Below are 19,062 nucleotides of genomic sequence, written 5' to 3' on the forward strand. Positions count from 1 at the left end.
TCTTATCAACCGCATACCGACGAATTAAGAACAAGGCTGTCTGCGCGGCTTTAAGTTCACAATTACAATGATCAATTAATAAATCAGTGAGATTTTCAGGTTTAATGGCCTCATCTATCCAGCTTTGCGGCGTTGGGCATTGAAGGAAGGAATTTATTGGTTGTAAAAGTTTTTCAATGCTCATTATTTAATCAATTTTTCCATTTTTAAACTTAAGTCGTGAGAATAAATCACGACTAAACTATCATTATTTTTCAACTAACCCAGAGCTCGCATTACCGCTTGAGGCTCTTTGGCCACAACATTTAAAAGGGTCAAAGCGGGACCTTGGGGATTTCGGTCACCTCTTTCCCAATGACGAAGTGTCGCAACGCTAATACAAAATTTTGAAGCAAACTCCACTTGAGTTAAGCCCAGCCTATGGCGTATCGCTGCAACATCAACATGAGGTGGCTTTTGAGTCCTCTGAGCAACCTGTTTTCCACCCTTAAGTTCAATAGCCTCTTGAAGTCCCTGAGCTATACTTTCAAATGCGCGAGTCATTACTATTCTCCAATACTGTCTTAACAATAATTTCAACCAATCTGCCATGAGCATTTCTATTAGCTTTTTGAAAAATTTTCAGGTTAGTTCTTTCCGAACATGGTCAAAAGATACAAAGGGCTGCGGTCATCATGGTAATAATATCTCACTCTAATACCACCTCTTTTGCCTTTGCTTCCTCTCCTCTAACGTATTTTACGAACACCTTATGTCACTTCCATTCAATCTCCCAATTTCGGAATTTCTTAAGGTATTCAATTCAATATTTATACTCTGGTTCACTTCATGAAGATTCTGATCGTTTAACCTAGTCGGCTAGTCTGGTAATCGTTGGAAGCATGTAAAAAATAATAATCCATTGGATTACACAAATCAAAGAAATCAGTGCCATTGTTAATTGAAAGAGTAACAACTAAATTGGAGATAAAACTATCTGCTATTTAATCGAAGCAAATTAGCTTAACTTTGATATCAGGATAGTAAGATCAAAAGCGCACGCCAGTTTTTAATACCCTAATTAAATCTAGTTGTAGAACGTTATTTTTTGAATAAGTATTTGAAAGAGTACGACAAATAAGCGGTAACCAAGTGTTAAAGCACACTGGATTTAGCCACAAATAAACACAATTTATTAATTTTTATAGGGTCAAACTTATCTAAGTACAAAGGGTGCTACGCTTACGATAATAAGTATGCTCCATTTTTTACTTTAATCAGTTATCTGCCAGCTCTCCCCTGAGTCGCCATTGCCTTTCCCATCTCTGAATCAGACAAAAGTCGTTATCTACCATTCATCTATTGACTACTGGCTACTCATTGAATGACGAAGTGAGTGACACCGATGGGTTAAATTTCAAACAAAACTGTTGACTGTTTAATCAAGCTAAAACAAACTACTGTTAAAATATTGTTAACAACAAGTAAACTATTGGTTCTTTTGCGATTTTTACGACATCAGGAGTAGATATAAATGATATTAAACCACCTATGGGGTCTGTATACCCACCCAAAAGAAGAATGGCATACCATAGATAAACGTCACGAAAGCTTTTTTTATAGTTTGAGTCATATCGCCATCATTTCCTTGATACCAACCCTAACCAGCTATTACTCAGCGGCACACCTTGGTTGGAGTATTGGTGTTGGCGACATTATCAAACTGACTCATCAAAGCGCAATGTTAATGAGTATAGGCATGTATTTTGGATTAATGGTTGGCGTTGTCGCGCTTGCTATTTTAATCCACGAATTAGCAAAGGCATTTGATGCCACTCCTACTTACACCCAGTCTTTAGAGCTTGCTGCCTATACTGCAACACCACTGTTTATGGTGGGTTTTGCGTCTTTCTATCCCGTATTATGGTTTGTGATGGCAATTGGCTTAGTTGGACTCACCTACTCTATTTATTTGCTCTATTCTGGCACCCCCATATTGATGCACATTCCTGAAGAAAAAGGCTTTATTTACGCCAGTTCAGTGGTGACCTGCGGACTAGTTCTTCTCGCAATCTTAATGGCAGCCTCGGTGATACTGTGGAGCGCCGGCATGGGTCCTGTGTATATGCATTGAGTCTCTACCATCCTAACAAGCCAAAAGGCCGCTGTTTAAGCGGCCTTTTTTTATTTGAATTAATAACAAGCTTAGACGTTAGTCATATTGTGCATTTCTAAATTACTTAATTCGGTTTGCAATCCAGAGGTTTTGGCCCCTTCATTTCGCTGTGTATCAATTCGCTCTAAATAAGCTTGATTCACGTCACCGGTAATATACTTGCCATCAAACACAGAGGTTTCAAAACGGGTAATTTGTGGATTAAGCTCGCTCACGGCGTCAACCAAATCTTGGATATCTTGGAAGATCAAGCCATCAGCACGGATAAGCTCACTGACTTCATCAATTTCGCGCCCATAAGCAATCAGCTCATTGGCCGAAGGCATATCAATGCCGTATACATTGGGGAAGCGAATTTCAGGTGCGGCAGAGGCAAAATACACTTTTTTAGCACCAGATTCGCGCGCCATTTCAATGATTTGCTCAGAGGTTGTCCCTCTCACAATAGAGTCATCCACCAGCAACACATTTTTATCTTTAAATTCTGATGAAATTGCGTTGAGTTTGCGACGCACTGACTTACGGCGCATGGTTTGACCCGGCATGATAAAGGTTCGGCCAATGTAACGGTTTTTCACAAACCCCTGTCGATACGGTTTATTTAACTCTATGGCAATTTGCAAGGCTACATCAGTGGACGTTTCTGGGATCGGTATTACCACGTCGATATCGAGTTCAGCCCATTCTTTTGCGATCTTTTTACCCAGTTTACGCCCCATATTAACCCGTGAAGCATAAACAGAAATACCATCAATAAAGGAGTCAGGGCGGGCAAAATAAACAAACTCAAAGATGCAAGGTGAGTTAATTGGGTTGGTCGCACATTGCTGCGTGTGTAGCTCGCCCGCTTCAGTAATGTAAATGGCTTCTCCAGGTGCAACATCACGGATAAACGTAAACCCAACGGCATCTAGGGCAACACTTTCTGAGGCGACCATATATTCATCGCCAAATTCTGTTTTGCGTTTACCTAAAGCCAGTGGACGAATACCAAAGGGGTCCCGAAAAGCTAACATACCATTACCAATGATGGCGGCCACCACCGCGTAGGCACCGCGAATTTTTTTATGCACCGCAGCAACCGCTTTAAACACATCTTCTGGGGTAAGCACCAAACCGGTGGTATTTTGTAACTCGTGAGCAATAATATTGAGCAATAATTCAGAGTCAGAAGTGGTATTAATGTGCCGTCTAGACACTTTTGTCACTTCATCAAAAAGTTCGTGAGCGTTAGTCAAATTACCATTATGGGCAAAAGCAATGCCGAATGGTGAATTGACATAAAATGGTTGAGCTTCAGCGGAGCTAGAGCTGCCTGCAGTAGGGTAACGAACATGACCGATTCCTAGTTGCCCTGTTAACTTCAGCATGTGGCGGGTGTGAAAAACGTCTTTAACTAGCCCATTATCTTTACGTAAATTAAACCGTCCCTCATCCACCGTCACAATACCAGCGGCATCTTGACCTCTATGTTGCAATACAGTTAAGCCATCATAAAGCGCTTGGTTAACTGGGCTTTTACCAACAATTCCGACAATACCACACATGCAGATTACCTTTTTTAAACGGATTTTATAAAACTTGAGTTGCCTTGCAAATATTCGAAAAACCACTCAATGATTAAACTAAACTCAGGTACAAGTATAGAAGTTTGCCACCAATCTGAACTTGCTGACGGTGTAAATGTATCTAGAAAAAATAACAAAGCACTCACAATAAGCACGCCTCGAAGTGCGCCGAATATGGCACCTAATGCGCGGTCTGTTCCACTCAAACCAGTAAACTGTACCAGCTGAGCAATCAAATAATTAATTAAGCCGCCCAAGATAAGCGTCACAATGAACAAAATAGCGATAGCGACTCCGTTACGTATCATGGGGTCAGAAAAATGGGTAAGGTATGACGCTAAGTCAGCGTAAAATTGGCTTGCAATAAAAAATGCACTGAACCAAATCGCTAAAGAAATGGCTTCTTTAATAAAACCGCGGATCAAGCTAATGACGGTGGAGATTAAAATCACACCTAAAATGGCGAAGTCTATCCAATTCATAAGATTCGTATTTCTAAGCTCTTGAGGCTATGGTTCGATGACTTATCGACCAAAGGGCTAAAATCGCGCGCATTCTATCAAATGGACAGGTCAAAATCTTGCTTATTTTTATGTCAATTTTTTAAAAAAAGTGATTTTTAATACTCGTTTATTGAACAGTAAATGGCGTTACCCGGCCTTGTAAGGCAGTAATTTCTTTTAGGTGAGGAAGCACTTTCTCGAGTTTATCTTTTTGCAACTCCGGGCCCACAAACACTTTGGTTAACAAACCTGAGCTTGTTTGCACTGGACGACTAAAAGCACGATAACCGCTTTGTTCTAACTTGGTCAGTAATTCACGGACATTTTTTTGGTGTCTAAAGCTACCTAATTGAACCACCCAGCCTGCACTGGCTAAGGATTTAGGTTGCTCATTATCAACCACGGTTTCTTTTGCCAAGGAACTGGACTCATCTGAAAGGCCAGTATTTTCAGCTTCTTTAGGGCTAACTTGCTGTTGAATTTCCACAGGACTGGAAGACACTTCTGGCTCATCCACCGCAGATTCATTGATGATTTCAATTTGACGTGATGCGCTTAATTGCACTTTTTGCGTATCGAAAGATTCAGGTGCAAGCACTTTTTTAATACTGGGTTTGGTTGGCAATTCAACAAACAAATCTTGCTTGGACTCTTTTTTACCGTCTAATAAATCCGGTAAAAATATGACCGCGATTGCCACTAAAATAACCGTGCCAACCAATCTATTTTGTAAGGCAGAAGACACCTTAATTTTCCTCAACCAAGGTTAACACCTCTGCCACGGTATAAAATGAACCAAACACCACGATAAAATCTTCCTTTTGAGCGTTTTTGCATGCTGCCTCAAAGGCACTCGACACTGACGCAAAGTCTAACACCAAATTGGCTTGGCTTAACACCGAAACTATTTTGGCGGCTGGTGCACCTCTTGGAACAGTCAAAGAAGCACAATACCATTCATCTACTACTTCAATGAGTGGTTCAAGACTTTTTGCAATATCTTTATCCCCTAACATAGCCACAACGGCAATAACACGTTGATGTGATAAGGCTGCAATGTCATTGGCTAATAGCCTAGTAGCATGAGGATTATGCGCAACATCAAGCATGATGGTCGGATTGATTTGTAAAATTTGACGACGCCCACTAAGCCTAGTCTGAGCAAATACCTGCTCAATAAAATTTTGGCTTAAAGTCACACCGATGATGCTCAGCGCTTGCAGTGCCGTAGAGGCATTTTGTGCTGGTATGAAGGGCACCGGCAAATTCTCAAAATGGTACTGGTCATTTTTCCAAGTAAAGCTCGTCGGTGTAGAAACAAAAGAAAAACCTTGGCCTTGCCACGCGGCTTTTACATTAAGCTCAGCGGCTGCCTTAATGAGACTATTGGGCGGACTCGGTTCTCCAATGATCACAGGAATATTTGGACGAAAGATACCGGCTTTTTCCACCGCAATAGCCTCTCGGGTTGTGCCCAACCACTCTTGGTGATCTAAATCGATACTTGTGATGATAGCGATATTTGCATCAATAATATTCACCGCGTCTAAACGGCCGCCTAAACCCACTTCTAATAATAAATAATCACAATCACTCTGGGCCATCAGATAAAGCGCTTGGAGTGTACCAAACTCAAAATAGGTTAACGAAATATCGCCTCTGACATGTTCGATTGCAGCAAAGGCTGCGCAGTGCGCCTCAGGTGTTAACATCTTTCCCTGCACTCTAAGCCGTTCACGATAATCTATTAAGTGGGGAGAACTAAACACCGCAACACGTTTTTTTTGCAGCAATAAGGCCTGTTCAATCATCGCACAGGTCGTGCCCTTGCCATTTGTTCCTGCCACAGTGATAACTGTTTTATGGCTAAAATCAAGCTCCATACGTTTAAATACTAACGCGACTCTTTCGAGTCCCATTTCAATATTCTTAGGATGAATTTCGCTGAGATAAACAAGCCATTGTTCAATGGACCAGGCTGCTTGATCAGCAGCCTTTTGTAGAGAGTTTTTGTGCATTAGTGATGTTGATGATGAAGCTTAGACAATATTCCGTGTAATCTATCACGCATTTCACGACGATCAACTATCAAATCGATCGCACCTTTTTCTAATAAAAATTCACTGCGTTGAAACCCTTCAGGCAGCGTTTCGCGCACTGTTTGTTCAATAACGCGGGGGCCTGCGAAACCGATTAAGGCTTTTGGCTCTGCGACGTTGATGTCACCTAACATCGCTAAACTGGCTGACACACCACCCATAGTTGGGTCTGTTAGTACTGAAATATAAGGCAAACCTTGTTCGCTCATCTTTGCCAAGGCAGCGCTAGTTTTGGCCATTTGCATTAATGACAATAACGCTTCTTGCATACGTGCACCACCACTGGTGGAAAAACACACTAAAGGCATATTGTGTTTTAAACAGGCCTCAACCGCTACTACAAAACGTGCACCAACAACCGAAGCCATAGAGCCGCCCATAAAAGCAAACTCAAAAGCAGCGGTTACTACCGGCATACCCTTCAACTTACCTTGCATGACGACTAAAGCGTCTTTTTCATTAGTGGCTTTTTGCGCTGCAGCTAAACGTTCTTTATAACGTTTTGAATCTTTAAATTTCAGGAGATCTTGAGGCTCTAAATTAGCACCAAGCTCTGTGCGATCATTTTGATCTAGAAAACTGTTGATGCGAGCACGTGCCGTAATACGCATATGATGATTACACTTGGGGCACACACCGAGCTGTTTTTCTAATTCAGACTTATATAACACAGCATCACATTCACCACATTTAGTCCATACACCTTCTGGTACGTTACTTTTTGTGGTTGACTTGTTGCGGGTTAATACTTTATCTATCCAACTCATATCTGAATCCTAATTGACTAATCGCCTACTTAAGACAATTAGCTTGGGTAATGGTTTAATTTGTTTAAGCCTACTGGCCTTTATTGCCCATCATTAAAACACAACATCGTACCTTTACGAAAATAAAACTGGTCTAAGAAGTTAGTCCGCTAAAAACAATGGCCCTAAGGGTTTTCGAGGCAAATCAAACGTTTCGGGATAACTCACATCAACCAGATATAAACCATTAGGTTTAGCCGTAGCACCGGCCTTGGTACGATCTTTTTCTTCAAGTAATGTTTTCAACCAATCAACGGGTCTTTCGCCGCTGCCAATAAGTAACAACGAACCTGTAATATTTCTAACCATATGATGCAAAAACGCATTGGCTTGGACATCAATCATAACATAGTCACCAAGCCGAGAAACAGTAATATGAGAGACACTTCTGACTGGCGTGTTTGCTTGACAGTTTACCGCCCTAAATGCACTAAAGTCCTGTTTTCCAACCAAATATTGTGCGGCTTCGTGCATCAATTCATGATCAAGAGGCGCAAAATGCGTGGTCACGCCACGCGCCAAAATAGCACTGCGTAAGGTGGAATTATGGATGATGTAACGGTAACGACGAGCAGTGGCAGAAAAACGAGCATGAAAATCATCAGAGGTGACTTTAAACCATCGAATACTGATAGTTTCAGGCAAAAAACCATTTATGCCAATTGTCCAAGCACTGCGATGACGCACACTGTCAGTATCAAAATGGATCACTTGGCCGGTGGCATGCACACCTGCATCGGTGCGCCCCGCACACGTGACCTTGACCGGATGATTGGCTATTTTACTAAGCCCCTCTTCCACTAACTGTTGAACAGTGAGAACAGTTTGTTGGCGCTGCCAACCATAAAAAGCACCGCCATCGTACTCCACACCTAAAGCTATTCGCATGACTCGTTTTTATTCCTGAATCGCAAAAGGCCGATATTGTATGCAAGTTATGGTTAAAAACCAGTGATTTCAATTAATTGTGCAGATAATCTGAGTTATCAGTCACGCTTAAAATCCCCAGAGTGCAAATCATGCTTTTTCATCAATTTGTGCATGTCTGTTCTGTTACGGCCTGCTAATTCTGCCGCCCGAGTAACATTTCCATCAGTCATTTTCAGCAATTTAAGCAAGTACTGCTGCTCAAAGGCATCTCTGGCTTCAGTTAGCGTTGGCCATTTTTGCTCAGATGCAGAAAGTGCTTGCTCTACTAGGTGTGAGGCAATTACTGACGTTTGCGTTAACGCTACACATTGTTCAACCACGTTAACCAGTTGTCTAACATTGCCAGGCCACAAACATGTAGTTAATAACTGCATGGCATCATCAGAAAACCGGCTGACCTTAACCTCATGACGCTCTGCGCTTTGTTTGAGTAAATAGCGAGCAAGTAGAGGAATATCTTCAGAGCGCTCCCGCAAACTGGGCAGGGTTATATTGACCACATTTAGACGATAATACAGATCCTCTCTAAAGTTCCCCTCTTCCATCTCGGTATTGAGATTACGGTGGGTAGCAGAGATTACTCTAACATTAATAGGAATTTGCTTACTGCTACCAACAGGCCTTATCATTTGTTCTTGCAAGGCTCGAAGTAATTTAACTTGCAAAGAAATTGGCATATCACCTATTTCATCTAAAAATAAGGTGCCGCCATCGGCTTCTTTAAACAATCCTTGGTGCTCGTTAACCGCACCAGTAAACGAGCCTTTAGCATGGCCAAATAATTCACTTTCAAGAAGATTTTCAGGCAAGGCACCGCAGTTTATAGCCACAAAAGGTTTGTTGGCTCGTTTGCTGGCTTTGTGAATGGCGTTAGCTAGTAATTCTTTACCTGTGCCACTGGCGCCGCTAATTAGTACGCTAACGTCTCTTTGCGCGACACGATACGCTTGATCAAGCAACTGCTCCATTTGCAACGAACGGGTGATGATTTGTTCGCACCATTTACCTTTTTGTAAGGTTTGAGTTTGGCTCACTGCTTTGTTTAATAACGCTCTGAGTTCATCGTGATCAATCGGCTTAGTTAAAAAGCCAAAGACTCCGCGTTGAGTTGCTTCAACAGCGTCTTGAATGGTGCCATGCGCCGTCATCAAAATGACCGGTATGTCTTTACCAATTGACATAATTTCTTCAAACAAACTAAGGCCGTCAAGGCCAGGCATGCGCAAATCGCTGAGCACCACATCAACATTTTGGGTATTTAATAGCCTTAATGCATCCTTTCCACTTTCAGCACTTGTTACCGCATATCCTTCACCGCGTAAGCGAATGGCCATGAGTCGCAACAAACTTTCATCATCATCAACCAATAAAACACTAGGTTGTACTATTTCTTGCTGGCTCATAGCTGGTCTCCATTGTCGTTAGCCATAATTGATGCTTCTATTTTCAATAATTGCTCTATTTGATTTTTCTGTTTTTCAATCATTAGTTTTTGTTCTTCGTTGGCTTGTGACAAATTACTATTCACTCGACCTAAGGTCACTAAGGCGGACTCCAACTCAAGTAAATCTTGGCTCGGTTGGTAGACCATTACTTTTACAAACTGCTGCATTTCCTCTGATAGTTCAGGTAACAAAATCTCTATCCAGCGTTGAGCTCTGAGTCTATCGTTATAGGGCGTCTCTTTACCTTGACTGAGAAGAATCTTTTTTAACAATGAGTTTGGAGCAGCATCAAGGCGCTCTATTTCCGCTTTTCGTTGCAACCACGTTAACGTTTCGAGTTCGCTTCTATAATTGAGCCAAAATGGAATATTACAATTATGCTCAATTTGAGACGTTTCAGCGCGAGCCACACAAAACGACAAAAGCTCTTGGTTTTCTGCCTCGCCGTTTACCTGATTATGCTCGTTTTCGGCGGGCTGTTTATGAGGCAATAATTCGCAGGCGCTAAGTCCAAATACAACGACAAACACAAAACTTAAGCGCTTTGTCATACACTTTCTCCATCCAAAGGAATGCTGACTCTGATGCAAAAATCAGCTTGCTCGATATCAATAATCTCCGCTTTACCATGCATCATACGGGCACAATCTGCAACAATAGACAAACCTAGGCCCGAGCCCACTACGCGGTCATTACGTTTAGTATTTCCTCGACTGAATGGTTGAAATAAAGACTGGCGCATTTCAAGTGGTACTCTCTGCCCTCGGTTTGCGACTTCTAAAACTTGGACTGTTTCGTGCCTATATAAACGAATGGAAATAGGACGGCCTTTACTGCCATGTGCGAGCGCATTAGATAGCAAATTGTCTAAAATTCTTCTAATCAAATGCACATCAGCATAAATGACGTCTAGTTCAATAGAAAGTTCAAGCGAATTATTATTCTGCTGAATAGCGAGAGAATTATCAGTAATAAATTCTTTGAATAAAAATTGTGAATCTATCGATTCAACAATGGGTTTGGCTTGTTGCAATAATAAATTGTAATCAAGTAGCTGAACAATTAATAAATTAAGCCTTTCCGTACTACTATTTAGCAAAGAAACCACTTCTGTTTGCTGCTCATTCAATGGCCCTACCACTTGTTCACTAAGCAATGAACACCCCTCTTTTATGCTCGCTAAAGGAGTTTTTAACTCATGGGAGGCATGCCTGAGCAAAGCGTGCCGTAAATGCTCTAATTGCACTAAGCGAGAAGAGAGCTCATGTAATTTTTGTTCAAGAACAATCAGCTCTTTTGGTCCCGATTTAGAAACAGGTGGCAGCTCGTCCTCCTGGCGTGAGATAGCGCGAATCACTAGCTCTAACTTTTCGACCGGGTTAATAATGACTTTTGTGCCAAATATAATCAGCACTAAAGAAACACCAACTAACAGCACGGTGAGCCAAACTTGAATTTGTAATACAGAGTTAACATAGTCCTGCTGAGCTAAAATTCGAACATCAAGCATTGATTCAATTTGATCGGACAAATCGCCTAGGTTTGCTTTGAACTCGGCTAACTGGGCATCAAGCAATAGCTGGTCTTGATCACCCGCATACAACGCCAACCACCCTAACCGTTCAGATAGATGATGACAGCTCTGCTGTTCATTCAGCTCTTTACAAATCATAGACTGCAGCTCAACAAAGCGCTCTATGGACTTATCCGCCAAATTCTTTAAGGCCTCATTGTGTAATACATTGTATTGCTTAAATAAACGTTCGATATCGACAGACAAGCCTTCCATTTTACTCAGTCGCCTGACAACTGAGACAGAGTACTGCGCCTCGGAATTGGCTATTTTACCCATTTTACTCAAGGTAAATTGGCTGTAGGTTAGGAGCATTAGTAAAGGGACTAATACTAAAATAAAACTCACAACGGTGAGCTGGCGCAAAGAGCCAAGTTGCATTGCACGTCCTATGGAAAGTTTCAAAGACGTGCAGTCTGCATAATAAAAAAAGATCGTACAAGGCGATCTTTTCGTTGTTCGTAAATCATGGCTTATTCGATACTCGCAACTTTCATTTGTTTAGCGATTTTAGCGAACTCTTCAAGTTCATTTTTGCTAATAAAACCATCTAAGTCTTTATCGATAGAACCAAATATCGCCAGCAAGTTTGGATCCGCAACGGACTCTTTTATACTTATCAAACCGTCCTGATTTTTGTCTAAATCAGTGATTTTAGCTTCATCTGCAGAAACACAAACACTACCAAGCACAGTACAAAAAATGACAGCTACTCTTTGTGATTTGGTAAATTGATAATAATGTTGCATACATTCTCCTTTTATCACGTTCGCCAAAGGCAACATTTCGTAAACACACATTAAGAAATGAGAACAATGGGAAAAAGAGGCGTCCATGCCCTAATGGAGACTACAATAAGTCGACCAAAGAAGTAGGCATCATTGGTTGTAAACGCCATTACCACCAATAATATGATATCCATGCCTACCATCTTCATCACTTTTACTATCCGTACATCCTAATTGAGGAACCAGTCAAAAAGGCAGTGATGATAAGCTGACTTATCAGGCTTTATGCCAACAATATTTTTGCTATTACAATCAATCAGTTAGATTCGCTTAACGCCATGACAGAGGCTTGGTAGCACGCTTTGGCGAAAGCCAAACGGGCTTTATGTCTGAAAAAAGAGACTACAACAGATTGATGACTACAAAGCGCATTAAAATCAGCTAGTTAGCTCGTCTTAAATATGCGACCTTGACTAATAATTGAACGTATTAGCTATTATTTTCCTGAACAGCGAGTTTACTTTGTATAAATTGGCTATGGGGAATGTAAAGCAGTTCGGCTATTTTACGAATGGTATATTCTTCGTCGGGGGCTAAAACATGGTCGGCATATGCAATGGTCCATAAAGAATCAAGTATCGCTCTTTTTTGCACGGGTTCGCACAAGTCGTTCAAAGTCTTAGTGAACTTTTGAAAATCAACGGCTTCTTCAGCCTGTGCTTGGCTCATCTCACAAAGGTGTTCAAGCTCAATCTTTGATAGTGTAAAATGTTGACTCAACTGATTACGATAGCTTTCTTGTTCAACTTCAGTGAATTGTCTATCAGCACGCATAACCTCATACAGTAAAACAGCGGTCGCCAACTCAATATTCAGTGCCTGATCGGTTTGGGCATTAATTTCCCATTGGCTATTGAACCAATTTTGGATTTGTTTAAACATATTTCGCTACTCATAAAATGATGATTGCAGTGTCGAACGAATGAAATAGAAATAGCTGACAACGTATGCAACCTTTCCCTAAACTACTGTGGGTATTAACCCAAATTTATCAAGCCTTCAGCAGATTTATGACCGATTAAAGAGAATAACAAACTAGCAGATTTATTCTTCTTCATACATTAAATAGTGACTTTCATGCATGCCAAGGGCTTGGTAAGTTTGCTGTGCAACCACATTTTCTTTTTCTACATAAAGTCTAAAACCACATATATTACCTTGCGTTTTAGCCAACTCCTTTACCTTGGTATAAAGTTGCGCATAGATACCTTTTCGTCGATGTTCAGGCACAATATAGACACTTTGGATCCACCAAAAAACCGCATTGCGCCAATCACTCCATTCAGTAGTGACCATTAAGCTGCCCACCACTTGGTCGGCGGTTTCTGCAACTAAGTAGTATCCTTTATTCGCATCCTTTACCAAGGCACTCACACCACTAGTCAACACCTTAGTATTTAAACGTTTTTGTTCTGTCTCAAAAGCCATGTTTAGATTAAATTCAACGAGGGATGGAATATCATTTTCGTCGGCAACACGTATATTTAACTGCATGAGTTTCCTATATTTTAAAAACAACTTTCACGGTAGAACCGCCATTTGAATGCTCAATCGATTGGCATAGTTCACTTAGCATGGGAAGTCCACGGCCAAATGAATCATCATGTTCACACGTCTTTTTGAGGCTAGCGGGATCAAAGCCCTTTCCTGAATCACTAATTTGGATAACTAGCACATTATCTTGTGGCAAATATTGCACAAGAATATTAACAGTACCTGATGCCAAATTATCTAATTTCTCTTGGCGAGTCGCAAAATACTGAAAAAAACCTTCATTAGTGGCTTTTAACTTTGAGTCTAAATCCAATACACCATGATCAATGGCATTATTGTATAATTCGCTGATTACGGTAAAAAGCGCAGAATGAATACCGTACAAGCCTAATTGACTGGTTAATAATCGGATTAGCTCGGCAATAGGATCTTGAGCTTTGATTAAGTGATGATCCAAACAAAGTTCGATTTTAAAGGGTAGCTGAGAGGCAAGTTGCACGTGGCTAAAGGGCTTCAATTCTTGACAAGTATAAATAACCAATGTGATGTCATCTTTTCGCTCACTGCCGCCCTCATAAACATCAATTTTATTTAATAGGGTGTGCACATCGCTTTGAGGATCTGCCAACAGCCAAGACTCAATACCAGCATCGGTAAGCATCTTGCCTGCTAAATCACAAACTTCAACTACCCCGTCACTAAAACCAATTAATCTATCGCCGTACTGAGCGTCAAATCGGTCTATTTCACACTCAAACTCATTTGGCTCAAGTATGCCCAAGGCCATATGTTTTGAACTAAATTTTTTAACGATATGCCCCCCTTCGTTTTGCAAAATCATGTCTGGCATACCGCCGTTCCAAACATCAATTTGTTTGCCAGAACTATTAATCTCAACCAGGATTGCCGCAAAAAACATCTCATCTGGCAGTAGCTCTAGCAAGGTTGCATTCAAGGTTTCGGTCATTTCACTGATTGACAGGCCTTTATTTGACATTGTTTGAAATGCCTTTGCTACTGGCAACGCGCCAATTGCAGCCGCCAAGCCATGTCCGGTAAAATCACCAAATAAGAAATAAAAGCCGCCACTGGGACTAGTATGACATAAGAACATATCACCATTAAAACTACCTGCGGGCTGCATAACAAAATCGATGATGTCACGAAGTTCTGGTTGAACCTTCAAAGCATTAGCAAAAATATGTTCTACAATTTTATGCTCTCGCTCAACCGAGTTGCGATAAAACGACAACTGCTGATTTTGCTCAATGGTTTTCTTACTGAGAGAACGTGTTCGGGCGTGAGCTCTAATTTTTGCGGCCAAAATGATTTTATCAAAAGGCTTGGTAACAAAATCATCTCCGCCCACTTCTAAACAGCGGGCTAAGGCTTCTTCGTCTTCAATCGCACTGATAAAAATAATAGGCAGATACACATCGCCTGCTAAGGCCTTTAATAAAGGAGCAACTTCGTAGCCGTCCATCACAGGCATCACAATATCGAGTAACACTAAATCTGGCTTAATTCTTTTTGCTAGCGTCAGGGCTTCAAAGCCATTTTCAGCTTCATAACAATCAACATACCCCTGCTGTTCAAGCATATGGACTAACAAAAACCGATTTAGGGCATCGTCATCGACAACTAATATTCGCATATTTATTTACACGACTTAGAGAATTTCAAATTTTTTATCAAAACGGGCTATCTGTAATATTTTCAATACTTGAGGGCGGCATTTTACAATTTTAAACGACGTGACTTGATCACTTAAACTGCGGTGCATATTAAGCAACATACCAAGAGCCGAACTGTCCATGTATTCGGTTTTTTGTAGATTGATAACCACTGAAGTAAATTTTTTAGTTTGATCGTTATAGGCAATCCTAAAGTCCTGAACCTTACTGAAATCAAACTTCTCTTCAATAAAGATGGTCAGTTGCTTACCATCAGTAGAGAATTCTTTTTCTAAACTCATTATTTACTCCAGCTTTTTTTATAAAGAGAACGTTAGTTATTAAATAACAGTTTAATCAGTTTGCCTATAATGTTTCTGGCTTTTTTACTACAATGGCTCGGTTATTTAATTAGAGTGACTTATAGGTAGTGAGTATGAGTGACAATAGAGTAGTCTATAGTACAGACGTAGGTCGAATTCAGCCCAAGGCAGAACCCAAGCTTGTTGCTAAAAGTGATGGCATTGTGCGAATAAGGCGGGAGACTAAAGGCCGCAAAGGTAAGGGTGTTACTACTGTATCCGGTATTGCCTTGGCAGAGCCCGAATTAAAAACCTTGGCCACAAAATTGAAAAAACTGTGTGGCACAGGTGGTGCATTAAAAGATGGCATTATTGAGATCCAAGGCGACAATAGAGATAAATTAAAGGTCGAACTTGAAAAGCTCGGGCATGTTGTCAAGTTAGCTGGTGGTTAAGCGTTTACATTTTATATCGGAGTTTTAATGAGGCAGTTATCTTTAGCAGATTTAAGTATTATTTTGGTTGAGCCATCAGATACCCAAAGAAAAATTATTATCAAAAAATTAGCCGATGAAAACGTGCAACATGTCGAGGCTTACGGAACTGCGGAAGAAGCAATCTCAGCAATTCAAAAAAGTCCGCCTGACCTTATCGTCAGTGCAATGTATTTTGAAGACGGTACTGCACAAAAAATCTTGACCCCACTGAAAAATAATATTGATTTGGCCGATATTCCCTTTATGTTGGTTTCAAGTGAAAGCCGCGCAGAAAAACTGGAAGAGTTTAAACAAGCCGGCGTTGCCGCCATTTTGCCCAAGCCTTTTTCGACAGAAAATCTGAGTAAAGCGTTAAATGCCTCCCTCGATTTAATCAATGCCGACGAGCTTGAATTAGATTTATTTGATGTTGAACAACTCAGAGTTCTCTTGGTAGACGATAGTCGGCTAGCCAGAAATCATATTCGCCGAGTACTAAAGAGTTTAGGCATGCAACAAGTGATGGAAGCTGAAAATGGCGCAGAAGCCCTGACCTTGCTAAAAGATCACACGTTTGACTTGGTTTTCACCGACTACAATATGCCTGAAATGGATGGCAGAGAATTGTCTGAGTTTATCCGATTCAATCCAGAAACTGCGCACTTACCTATCATTATGGTAACGAGTGAATCGTCCAATAGCCTGCATATGGCTAATATCAGACAAACGGGTATAAACGCCCTATGTAATAAACCTTTTGAACTGAAAGAAGTGCGCAACACTATCGTTAAATTAATGAGTAAATAACAAATCTTCACCTAATACCCTGGTTATTAGCGAGTAACAAAGCCCAAAAGTAGCGTAGCTACTATTGGGCTTTTTGCTCTTTAGACCTTAAAACGTCCCAGAATGGTGTGCGTATGAGCTGCGGTTTTGGCTAAACTCTCTGATGCTTGGCTCGTATGCTGCGCACCCAGCTCCAAATCCGTTGCTAGTTCGCTGATTTTATTCACATTACTTAATACTGAATTAGTGGTTTGATGTTGCTCTTCTGTGGCCGCTGCAACAACCTCTGATAACTCAATGACTTGTCTTAAATTAACAGATAGTTCGTCAAGGGCAATGGTAACCAAGTCAACAAGATGTATTCCACCATCAGCTGCGGCTGTGGCTCGCTCCATTGATGTTACCGACTTGGTCGCTGAGATATTCATAACTTCTACTAACTTAGAAATTTCAGCTGTGCTTTGCTGTGAACGATTCGCCAAAGCCCTGACTTCATCAGCTACCACCGAGAAACCTCTTCCAGCCTCGCCTGCTCTGGCTGCTTCTATCGCTGCATTTAAGGCAAGTAAATTAGTTTGATCAGCGATACTCGTAATCACATTTAAAAACGAAGTAATTTGATTGACTTCACTTTTAAGGCCACCAATAACTTCATTTGAATCAGCCAATAATCCAACCAGTAATTTAATATTCCCCGCTGCCATATCCGCTCGTTCCATATTCTCGTTAAGGCTTTTCTGGGCTTGTAAACTCTGAACATTGGTATTGTTGGTGGATTGACTCACCTCTTCAACAGCCACGGTCAATTGATTCATGGCCGTTGCAACAAGATGAGTTTGGTCCCGCTGTTGCGCCGTTTTAGACACACTTGAATTAGTAATTACACTTAATTCTTCAGAAGCTGATGCTAGGGTATCCGCATCCAACTTAACTTGGACGACGATCTCTCTTATTTGTTTAACAAACTGATTAAATCCAAAAATAATTCTATCTATTTCAGGAATGTTGACGGGGCTGATTTTAACCGTTAAATCGCCATCACCTGATGCAAGACCATCACATATTTTGCCTAAATGATTTAATGGGCTGACTAATTTTGCTGCTAACCATAGTGTAATTAACACCGATAGAGTCAACAGCCCTAAACCGACAAGCAAAATAGAAGTTAATAACGATGAAGATAATTCTTTTGCGGGCGCGAGTGCCTCTTCTACATCAATTTCAGCCAAAACCGCGATTGTATGCTCACCGACATTAATCGGCATATAAGCAGAAAAAACATCAACTCCTCGATAATCAGTAACAATTTCAAAGCCACTTTTGCCGGCCAAAGCTTGTTGAGCAGATAATGAGCTTACTGGTTGAACACCTACAGACGTTCCTTTGGTTTGGGCCTCTTCGGCTTCCTTGGGAAATTTCGCTTTAATGGCTTTGATGTAACTACTTTGGTCTTCAATAAAAAACCGACTTTCTGTTAACAAATCGCCTTTTTTACTGACTAAATACGTTTCTCCTGATTCTCCAAATCCCCGTGACTGCCATTTTAACTGATGAGTCGCTATGCTATTTATCTTGTCCATGGGCATCTGAAAAATCAACACCGCGATAATTTTACCGTTTACATATATAGGCGCAGAGACAAAACCAGCCAGAGCATTATAAGACGGGAGATAAGGTTCAAAATAACTCACCGACACTTGATTAGGTTCAGCCTTTAACCCAGCATGAAATACTTCAGCAATCTGTGAATTAGCATAAGGTCCGCTTTTCAGGCTCGTTGCAAAATCAAGCTCTTTAAATACGCTGTATACAATATTACCGCTTGCGGCATCCGCAATAAATATATCGTAATAACCGAATTCGTTTAAGAACTGCCTGAATTCAGGGTGATATTTTTTGTGTGCATCTCCATAGGTTGAACTTTGCTTTAAATCAACTAATCCGTCTTTTTGGCCTAGTTCAAATGATGAATTGGCAATAAAATCGTGCTGCAAGGCCAAACCATTATCACTAACCTGAGATAATAAACTACTAGCAGAATTAATTTTATCTGTATTGAGGTTTTGGTACTGACGGGTGAAATCTACATCGTAGTACGACTTCAAGGTATTGAGTTCGCCGCTGCTTAGTTCACCTCGTTCTTCAGCATATTCATTGTAAGCGGGCACAAAGGCCAAAGCCGCGCTGACAGTAACAGAGCTGCTGGCTTGGATCCTGACTTGTGACTCAATAAAATCAAAATAATCAGTGATAGCCTCAGCGGTTTGCACATTTTGCGAGATTAAACGTTTTTCCGCCGCCGAAGTTAGAGAGTCTGTTGATTTATTGGCGGCAATATTAATTGACACTAGACTCACTAATCCGATCGATATCATTAAAATAACGACAATTACCCAGATCAATCGCATTTTTAATGACATTATACTTCCTCAGTTTTTAACAATTTGAATCAACCTTCAGGTTA

At 40.9% G+C, this 19,062-nt stretch carries 20 protein-coding genes; 3 read left to right on the forward strand and 17 right to left on the reverse strand.

From position 1 onward, the window contains the following. The coding region (gene miaE / locus NWQ57_RS07100) for a tRNA isopentenyl-2-thiomethyl-A-37 hydroxylase MiaE (RefSeq protein ID WP_306021446.1) at nucleotides 1–184 on the reverse strand (184 nt) is incomplete at its 3' end. A 74-nt stretch (nucleotides 185–258) separates the two neighbouring features. Then, the gene (locus tag NWQ57_RS07105; protein ID WP_306021447.1) at nucleotides 259–543 is read right to left on the reverse strand and encodes a DNA-binding transcriptional regulator; all 285 of its coding nucleotides are present in this window, start codon (nucleotides 541–543) and stop codon (nucleotides 259–261) included. Between the two features lie 970 nt (nucleotides 544–1,513). Here NWQ57_RS07105 and NWQ57_RS07110 point away from each other — a divergent pair. After that, entirely contained in the window at nucleotides 1,514–2,113 is a 600-nt protein-coding gene (locus tag NWQ57_RS07110; RefSeq protein ID WP_306021448.1) for a Yip1 family protein, read from the forward strand. A 71-nt stretch (nucleotides 2,114–2,184) separates the two neighbouring features. Here the strand turns inward: NWQ57_RS07110 and purF are convergent, their stop codons facing one another. From purF to NWQ57_RS07180, 14 genes are all read right to left on the reverse strand, one after another. Beyond that, entirely contained in the window at nucleotides 2,185–3,702 is a 1,518-nt protein-coding gene (gene purF, locus NWQ57_RS07115; protein ID WP_306021449.1) for an amidophosphoribosyltransferase, read from the reverse strand. A gap of 14 nt (nucleotides 3,703–3,716) precedes the next feature. Then, nucleotides 3,717–4,205 carry a CvpA family protein gene (locus tag NWQ57_RS07120; protein ID WP_306021450.1) on the reverse strand — a complete coding sequence of 163 codons (489 nt, stop codon included), beginning with the start codon at nucleotides 4,203–4,205 and terminating at the stop codon, nucleotides 3,717–3,719. Nucleotides 4,206–4,353: 148 nt separating this feature from the next. Further along, nucleotides 4,354–4,971, reverse strand: coding sequence for an SPOR domain-containing protein (locus NWQ57_RS07125; RefSeq protein WP_306021451.1), 618 nt, complete (start codon nucleotides 4,969–4,971; stop codon nucleotides 4,354–4,356). 1 nt (nucleotide 4,972) lies between these two features. Then, nucleotides 4,973–6,244, reverse strand: a complete 1,272-nt coding sequence (gene folC / locus NWQ57_RS07130; RefSeq protein ID WP_306021452.1) for a bifunctional tetrahydrofolate synthase/dihydrofolate synthase — start codon at nucleotides 6,242–6,244, stop codon at nucleotides 4,973–4,975. After that, on the reverse strand, nucleotides 6,244–7,092 hold the full coding sequence (gene accD, locus NWQ57_RS07135; RefSeq protein ID WP_306021453.1) for an acetyl-CoA carboxylase, carboxyltransferase subunit beta: 849 nt from the start codon (nucleotides 7,090–7,092) through the stop codon (nucleotides 6,244–6,246). The genes folC and accD overlap by 1 nt, the downstream gene beginning before the upstream one ends. A 141-nt stretch (nucleotides 7,093–7,233) precedes the next feature. Then, entirely contained in the window at nucleotides 7,234–8,019 is a 786-nt protein-coding gene (truA, locus tag NWQ57_RS07140; protein WP_306021454.1) for a tRNA pseudouridine(38-40) synthase TruA, read from the reverse strand. A 98-nt stretch (nucleotides 8,020–8,117) separates the two neighbouring features. Continuing rightward, a complete protein-coding gene (locus tag NWQ57_RS07145; RefSeq protein ID WP_306021455.1) occupies nucleotides 8,118–9,464 on the reverse strand; it encodes a sigma 54-interacting transcriptional regulator in 1,347 nt (448 codons plus the stop codon). After that, the gene (locus NWQ57_RS07150) at nucleotides 9,461–10,057 is read right to left on the reverse strand and encodes a hypothetical protein (protein ID WP_306021456.1); all 597 of its coding nucleotides are present in this window, start codon (nucleotides 10,055–10,057) and stop codon (nucleotides 9,461–9,463) included. Before NWQ57_RS07150 ends, NWQ57_RS07145 begins: the two co-directional genes overlap by 4 nt. Continuing rightward, nucleotides 10,054–11,460, reverse strand: a complete 1,407-nt coding sequence (locus tag NWQ57_RS07155) for a sensor histidine kinase KdpD (protein WP_306021457.1) — start codon at nucleotides 11,458–11,460, stop codon at nucleotides 10,054–10,056. The genes NWQ57_RS07150 and NWQ57_RS07155 overlap by 4 nt, the downstream gene beginning before the upstream one ends. Nucleotides 11,461–11,552: 92 nt before the next feature. Continuing rightward, nucleotides 11,553–11,828 (reverse strand): hypothetical protein, encoded by a 276-nt coding sequence (locus NWQ57_RS07160; protein ID WP_306021458.1) that lies wholly within the window; start codon nucleotides 11,826–11,828, stop codon nucleotides 11,553–11,555. 468 nt (nucleotides 11,829–12,296) lie between these two features. Continuing rightward, a complete protein-coding gene (locus tag NWQ57_RS07165; protein ID WP_306021459.1) occupies nucleotides 12,297–12,749 on the reverse strand; it encodes a TerB family tellurite resistance protein in 453 nt (150 codons plus the stop codon). A 162-nt stretch (nucleotides 12,750–12,911) separates the two neighbouring features. After that, entirely contained in the window at nucleotides 12,912–13,361 is a 450-nt protein-coding gene (locus NWQ57_RS07170) for a GNAT family N-acetyltransferase (protein WP_306021460.1), read from the reverse strand. Nucleotides 13,362–13,368: 7 nt separating this feature from the next. Beyond that, nucleotides 13,369–15,015 (reverse strand): SpoIIE family protein phosphatase, encoded by a 1,647-nt coding sequence (locus tag NWQ57_RS07175; protein ID WP_306021461.1) that lies wholly within the window; start codon nucleotides 15,013–15,015, stop codon nucleotides 13,369–13,371. 15 nt (nucleotides 15,016–15,030) lie between these two features. Then, on the reverse strand, nucleotides 15,031–15,336 hold the full coding sequence (locus NWQ57_RS07180) for an STAS domain-containing protein (protein ID WP_306021462.1): 306 nt from the start codon (nucleotides 15,334–15,336) through the stop codon (nucleotides 15,031–15,033). Nucleotides 15,337–15,470: 134 nt separating this feature from the next. On the opposite strand from NWQ57_RS07180, the gene yciH reads away from it, so the two are divergent. Continuing rightward, nucleotides 15,471–15,791, forward strand: coding sequence for a stress response translation initiation inhibitor YciH (yciH, locus tag NWQ57_RS07185; protein ID WP_306021463.1), 321 nt, complete (start codon nucleotides 15,471–15,473; stop codon nucleotides 15,789–15,791). Nucleotides 15,792–15,818: 27 nt separating this feature from the next. Then, nucleotides 15,819–16,619, forward strand: a complete 801-nt coding sequence (locus tag NWQ57_RS07190) for a response regulator (RefSeq protein WP_306021464.1) — start codon at nucleotides 15,819–15,821, stop codon at nucleotides 16,617–16,619. A gap of 80 nt (nucleotides 16,620–16,699) precedes the next feature. On the opposite strand, the gene NWQ57_RS07195 is transcribed toward NWQ57_RS07190, so the two are convergent. After that, the gene (locus NWQ57_RS07195) at nucleotides 16,700–19,018 is read right to left on the reverse strand and encodes a methyl-accepting chemotaxis protein (protein ID WP_306021465.1); all 2,319 of its coding nucleotides are present in this window, start codon (nucleotides 19,016–19,018) and stop codon (nucleotides 16,700–16,702) included. Between the last annotated feature and the right edge of the window lie 44 nt (nucleotides 19,019–19,062).

It is taken from the genome of Paraglaciecola sp., from assembly GCF_030730205.1.
Taxonomy (GTDB): domain Bacteria; phylum Pseudomonadota; class Gammaproteobacteria; order Enterobacterales; family Alteromonadaceae; genus Paraglaciecola.